The organism is Acinetobacter sp. UBA3025 (assembly GCF_002367915.1).
Classification (GTDB): Bacteria; Pseudomonadota; Gammaproteobacteria; order Pseudomonadales; family Moraxellaceae; genus Acinetobacter.
The window spans coordinates 1-5,606 of the sequence record NZ_DFDO01000326.1; the positions used below are offsets into that span (position 1 = coordinate 1).

General features: G+C 45.2%; 5 protein-coding genes. 4 read left to right on the plus strand and 1 reads right to left on the minus strand.

Annotated features, from left to right (window positions below; translation table 11 throughout):
• Nucleotides 1-176 precede the first annotated feature (176 nt).
• The gene (locus B4J23_RS13900; RefSeq protein ID WP_291361450.1) at nucleotides 177-1,214 is read left to right on the plus strand and encodes a helix-turn-helix domain-containing protein; all 1,038 of its coding nucleotides are present in this window, start codon (nucleotides 177-179) and stop codon (nucleotides 1,212-1,214) included.
• A gap of 40 nt (nucleotides 1,215-1,254) precedes the next feature.
• On the opposite strand, the gene B4J23_RS13905 is transcribed toward B4J23_RS13900, so the two are convergent.
• Nucleotides 1,255-2,586, minus strand: a complete 1,332-nt coding sequence (locus B4J23_RS13905) for a Na+/H+ antiporter NhaC family protein (protein WP_166139529.1) — start codon at nucleotides 2,584-2,586, stop codon at nucleotides 1,255-1,257.
• Between the two features lie 366 nt (nucleotides 2,587-2,952).
• Here B4J23_RS13905 and trpA point away from each other — a divergent pair, with 366 nt between their 5' ends.
• From trpA to B4J23_RS13920, 3 genes are all read left to right on the plus strand, one after another.
• Nucleotides 2,953-3,753, plus strand: a complete 801-nt coding sequence (gene trpA, locus B4J23_RS13910; RefSeq protein ID WP_291361452.1) for a tryptophan synthase subunit alpha — start codon at nucleotides 2,953-2,955, stop codon at nucleotides 3,751-3,753.
• A gap of 1 nt (nucleotide 3,754) precedes the next feature.
• Nucleotides 3,755-4,651 carry an acetyl-CoA carboxylase, carboxyltransferase subunit beta gene (gene accD / locus B4J23_RS13915; protein ID WP_034169942.1) on the plus strand — a complete coding sequence of 299 codons (897 nt, stop codon included), beginning with the start codon at nucleotides 3,755-3,757 and terminating at the stop codon, nucleotides 4,649-4,651.
• Nucleotides 4,648-5,606: bifunctional folylpolyglutamate synthase/dihydrofolate synthase (locus tag B4J23_RS13920; RefSeq protein ID WP_291361455.1), on the plus strand; the 959-nt coding region annotated here is incomplete at its 3' end. The genes accD and B4J23_RS13920, both read left to right, overlap by 4 nt.

Below are 5,606 nucleotides of genomic sequence, written 5' to 3' on the forward strand. Positions count from 1 at the left end.
CACAGGCTGTACAGAAGATTTTAAAGGTGCGTTCATCTGCTTTCATTCTTTTTCTGGAGATTCTGACAGTATGTTCAGAATTGCACAAATTGTTTTGACAGATATGGCCAATTTTTATACATTTTACGCCATAGAAAAATAAAATATACATTCGCAGTGGAGACAGGGACGCGCTCATGCAAGACATCAAAATCTCCAATGGTTATATCCAACTATGGGCCACCTATTTGCGTAGCTTAAATATAGAACCTTTAACCGCAGAGTTTCTTGCAGATCTACGACCTCAGCTCATTGGACTGATTGATCAGCCTTTTGATGCACAAGTTCCGCTGGATTTTCTCAATAGCATCCTGTTAAGAACCCAAAAACAGGTAGCGTGTCCACAGTTAATTTTTGAAATTGTGCAATGTATTCGGCCAGAACATTTTGGTGTGCTGGGCTATATGGTATCCAAAAGCAGCAGTATTCCTGAGATCATCGGCTACATCATGCGTTTTCAGCGACTGGTCATTGATGGGAGCGAATTTGTCCCATTGCAACTAAGACAGCATACGCAGAGTATTGAGTTATATTGGATCTATCAGGATGAGCGTTATAACCTGCTGAATGAGCTAACTATCGCAGCCATGGTGCAATTGGGACGTTTTATTTTGCAGGATCATCCTTTGCTCTTGCGTCGGGTGCGTTTTGCTCATGCGCCAGAAATTGCCCGAATTCACTATCAAAAATTCTATGCTGCGGAAGTGCAGTTTTCACAGCAGGATTATGGCTTTGAACTGGATATACAGGGACTGAACCTGAAATCGGAACAGGCCGATCCAATGTTATTACAGTTATTGATTCGTCAAGCTGAAGAAGCGATTGCAGCCAAACCACCTGTAGAAAGTATTTTGACTCAGGCTCAAAAAGTGGTTGCGGAGCATCTAAGAAGCAGACAACAGGCGATTAAAATTGAACAGCTGGCCGAGCAACTGTTTGTATCGACTCGAACCTTGCAGCGTCAGCTAAATGAGCAAGGTAGTTCTTTTAAAAAATTGTTGGAACAGGAAAGGATCAGGCGTTGTGAAAGCTTATTGCATCAGCCCCTAAGCCTGACCGAAATCGCCCAACAACTGGATTATTCTGACCAGTCCGCTTTAGCCCGCGCTTATAAGGTAGCAACAGGCAGGACTTTATTGCAATATAGAAAACAATTAAAACAGGATCAGGCATAAAAAAACGGCCATCATTGGCCGCTTTATCTCATGACTTAATTTAAGCTGTTTTTAATTTAGGATATCGGAAAGTAATTGCGATCACCGCAAATATTGCCAGAATCCAGCAGTAATACACGCCCCCGATTAGCTCGACTGGAGAAAGTTTGGCAATCGAACAGGCCAGTAATAATTGTGCGCCATAAGGGATCAGCCCCTGTACCACACAGGAGAAAATATCCATCAGGGCGGCGGCACGTTTCGGATCAACCCCATATTCTTTCGCCACTTCACGGGCCATATCACCAGCCAGAATAATCGCGACAGTGTTATTTGCTACAAACAGATTCGAAAATACGACCAAGAAACTGATCCCGATTTCACCGGCCCGCTGACGGCCCACTTTAAATAAGCGGGTCAGCGCGTAGATGCGTTCGATCAGCCAGCGTAAACCACCTTCACGTTGCATGATCGCAGACAGGCCACCCAGGAACATGGATAACAATGCCACTTCAAACATGCCGACAAAGCCATCATAAATGGAAGTGTTCAGCTTGAGGATATTGAAATCTGGCGTAGCAAATAGCCCGAATAAACCCGATAACACGACACCGATGGTTAAAACCGCCAGAACATGCAGACGGCTAAAAGCCAGTAAAAAGACCGCAATATAAGGCAGGACTAGAATCCAGTTAAAGTCCTTGTATTCGACTGGACTAGAACTACCAGTATTGAAGATATAGATCAAAATCGTGACGATAGAAGCCGGCACAGCAATCCAGACATTGACGCTGAATTTGTCACGTAACTGCACTTTCTGGCTGCTGGTTGCAGCGATGGTAGTATCCGAAATCATGGACAGGTTATCACCGAACATCGCCCCACCGACCACGGCGCCAATTGCATAAACCACCGGAATCTCGGTCACTTGTGCAAAGCCAAAGGCAATGGGTGCACAGGCGGCAATGGTTCCCATAGAGGTACCCATCGCCGTCGCAATAAATGCCGAAATCACAAACAGCATCGGTAAGACAAAACTCGGAGGAATGACAGACAGGCCCATCTGTACGGTGGCATCAACACTGCCAATCGCACTGCTAACACTGGCAAAAGCACCGGCCAGCATAAATACCATGAACATCAGAATCAGGTTAGGATGGCTGGCACCTTTAAGAAATTCTTCAATACCCTGATTGAGTTTGCCACGATAAACTAATGCAGCCAAGATAATCGCGGGCAGGGCAGCAACAGGCGCTTTAATCTGATAAAACGCAAATTCAGTTCCGATCAGAGAATGATAGATCCCGCTACCTAAAAAGATGGTTAAAAATACAATAAGCGGCAACAGTGCAATGGCGCGTGCCTGCACTGTACCTTCAGAGTCAGTCTGCATAGGAGATAAAAAAAAATAAGAGAATGGGGCTAGTATAAACAGGTTTTGCAATTTCAGAAAACTTTAAATGAATGCGCTAACATCTGCATTTTTATTAATTTTTCCATGATAAAAATAAGTTTATCTAAATATTCAACATTTTAGGGAATGCCAAAATTAGGCATCTTTGATCATTGAGAAAAAAATCAAAATAATCGTAAATAGATCCCTTCGGGTTGTTCTGAAATCCTCGCACAGGAAATGAAATGCCAGAGGTCGATGTTGCACACTGTTCAATGTACAAAAAATAGCGTTACAATGCGATGTCTTGTATTTCTACATAGTCAATGTCTCAAGTTTGAAACACCTTAAGGAAAGCTCAGCCCTATGTCACGTTTAGCCACACGATTTGGACAACTTAAATCTCAACAGCGTAAAGCTTTAGTTTCTTATGTTATGGCTGGTGACCCGCATCCAGAGGTAACCGTACCTTTGCTGCACCAGATGGTGGACGCTGGCGTCGACGTGATTGAACTGGGTCTCCCTTTTTCAGATCCAATGGCAGATGGTCCGGTGATTGCTCTGGCTGCTGAACGCGCGCTGGCCAGTGGCACTAATACCCTAGATGCACTGCACATGGTGAAAGAATTTCGCTTGAAAGACCGCGAAACACCAGTGGTACTCATGGGTTATCTCAATCCGGTTGAAGTCATTGGCTATGAAAAGTTTGTGGCTTATGCCTATGAATGCGGTGTCGACGGCGTACTTCTGGTCGATCTTCCTCCTGAAGAAGCTCAAGATCTGGGGCAGGTGCTGGAAAAATATGAAATGGATCAGATTTTCCTGTTGGCTCCGACCTCAACTGATGAGCGTATTCAGCATGTAGTGAAACAGGCCAGTGGCTTTATTTACTATGTGTCGTTGAAAGGTGTGACGGGTGCTGCAACATTGGATGTGTCTGAAGCAGCTGCACGTATTCAGAAAATTAAGGCAGAGACAGATGTTCCTGTAGGCGTGGGTTTTGGTATCAGTGATGCTGCATCTGCGAAAGCGATGGGTGTTGCTGCCGATGCAGTTATTGTGGGAAGTGCGTTTGTAAAACAGTTTGCAACCCTCGCGCCAGAACAAGCCGTTATTGCGACGGTGAATAAAGTCAAGGAGCTTCGAGCAGCGCTCGATGAGTTATAGTATGAGTCAACAAGTGAAATCAGGCAAAATTCTGAGCCCATCGACCCCATGGACGGAGCGTATTGTTCCGGGCATTCATGTACCTGATGAGCAAACTACCCTAAAAGCGACATTCACAGAACCAACGATTGAGTGCCCTGAATGTCATGCTTTGGTGACACGTACTGCAATGTCATTTAATGCTTATGTTTGTCCACAATGCGATGAACATCTGAAAATGAAAGCACGTGACCGTCTGAACTGGTTCTTTGATCAGGTACAAACTGAAATGGGTCAGGAATTTACTGCCAAAGATCCACTGAAATTTGTCGACAGCAAAGCTTATCCAGAGCGTATGTCGGAAGCACAAAAGAAAACAGGTGAAACTGAAGCACTGATCGTAATGCAAGGTCTGCTGAAAGGCGTGCCAATGATTGCAACCGCATTTGAATTCGACTTCATGGGCGGCTCTATGGGTACCGTAGTGGGTGACCGTTTTGTGCAAGCAGCAGAGCGTGCGATTGAAACACATCAGCCTTTGATCTGTTTTGCAGCTTCTGGTGGCGCGCGTATGCAGGAAGGCATGCTGTCTTTGATGCAAATGGCACGTACTTCAGCAGCGATTCAGCGTTTGAAAGAAGCAGGTCTGCCTTATGTGGTGGTATTGACCCACCCAGTTTATGGTGGTGTCACTGCGTCTTTAGCCATGCTGGGTGATGTGCATCTGGCTGAACCGAAAGCGATGATTGGTTTTGCGGGTAAACGTGTAATCGAGCAGACCGTGCGTGAAAAACTGGACGAACCGTTCCAGCGTGCTGAATATTTGCTTGATCATGGTGTAATCGATCAGATTGTTCACCGTCATGCATTACGTGATACAGTTTATCGTATTATCACGAAATTGATGAACCTGCCTTGAACACAGCACCATTAGCAACTGATTCACTTGATACATGGCTCGATTATTGGAGCCATGTTCACGTTACGGGGATTGATTTAGGCCTGGAACGTGTTATTCCTGTGGCTGAAAAGCTGGGCGTGATCAATCCGGAGGCTAAAGTCCTGACGGTTGCCGGAACCAATGGTAAAGGTTCAACGACCACGACTCTGGCTGCCATTCTCAATGCTCAGGGTTTTAAGGTCGGACTGTATCAGTCTCCTCATGTATATCGTTTTAATGAACGGGTGAAATTACGTGGGGTTGAAGTCGAAGACCAGTTGCTGATTGATGCTTTTGTTGAAGTCGATCGGGCACGTCGCGAATGCGATTTAAGCCTGTCATTCTTTGAAGCAACCACACTTGCTGCATTTGTGATTTTTAAACATGAACTGTGTGATGTGTGGGTGCTGGAAGTCGGATTGGGTGGCCGTCTGGATGTCGTGAATGTGGTTAATCCGGATGTTGCAGTCATCACCAATATCGGACTGGATCATACCGACTGGCTCGGTGATACCATTGAAAAAATTGCTTTTGAAAAAGCTGGTATTATCCGTCCGAATATTCCCGTGATATTTGGTGGTCAGCAAGATATTCCGCAAGCCATTCTGGATAAAGCTGCTGAATGCAATGCGCCGTTGTATGCTATCAACCGTGATTATTTCTATGAAGCCTTTGAAGATGGCAAAACCTGGGCTTTTGCATCGTCGGGTACGACTTTAAAATTGCCAACAGGTTCACTGGCGCTGGATAATATTTCGACAGCAGTTGCAGCGATCTTGCTGAGTGGTCTGGAAGTCAACCAGACAGCGATTGCGGAAGGAGTTCAGGCAGCTAAATTGCCGGGGCGTTTTGAAGTCCGAGAAATTCAGAATAAGACTGTAATTTTTGATGCCGGACATAACCCGCATGGGGTAGAGTTCCTGTTAAAACAATT

What these genes read in the sequence shown, in the direction of transcription:
- B4J23_RS13900 (WP_291361450.1), top strand. Translation starts at nt 177, where the DNA reads ATGCAAGACATCAAAATCTCCAATGGTTATATCCAACTATGGGCCACC.
- B4J23_RS13905 (WP_166139529.1), bottom strand. Translation starts at nt 2,586, where the DNA reads ATGCAGACTGACTCTGAAGGTACAGTGCAGGCACGCGCCATTGCACTG.
- trpA (WP_291361452.1), top strand. Translation starts at nt 2,953, where the DNA reads ATGTCACGTTTAGCCACACGATTTGGACAACTTAAATCTCAACAGCGT.
- accD (WP_034169942.1), top strand. Translation starts at nt 3,755, where the DNA reads ATGAGTCAACAAGTGAAATCAGGCAAAATTCTGAGCCCATCGACCCCA.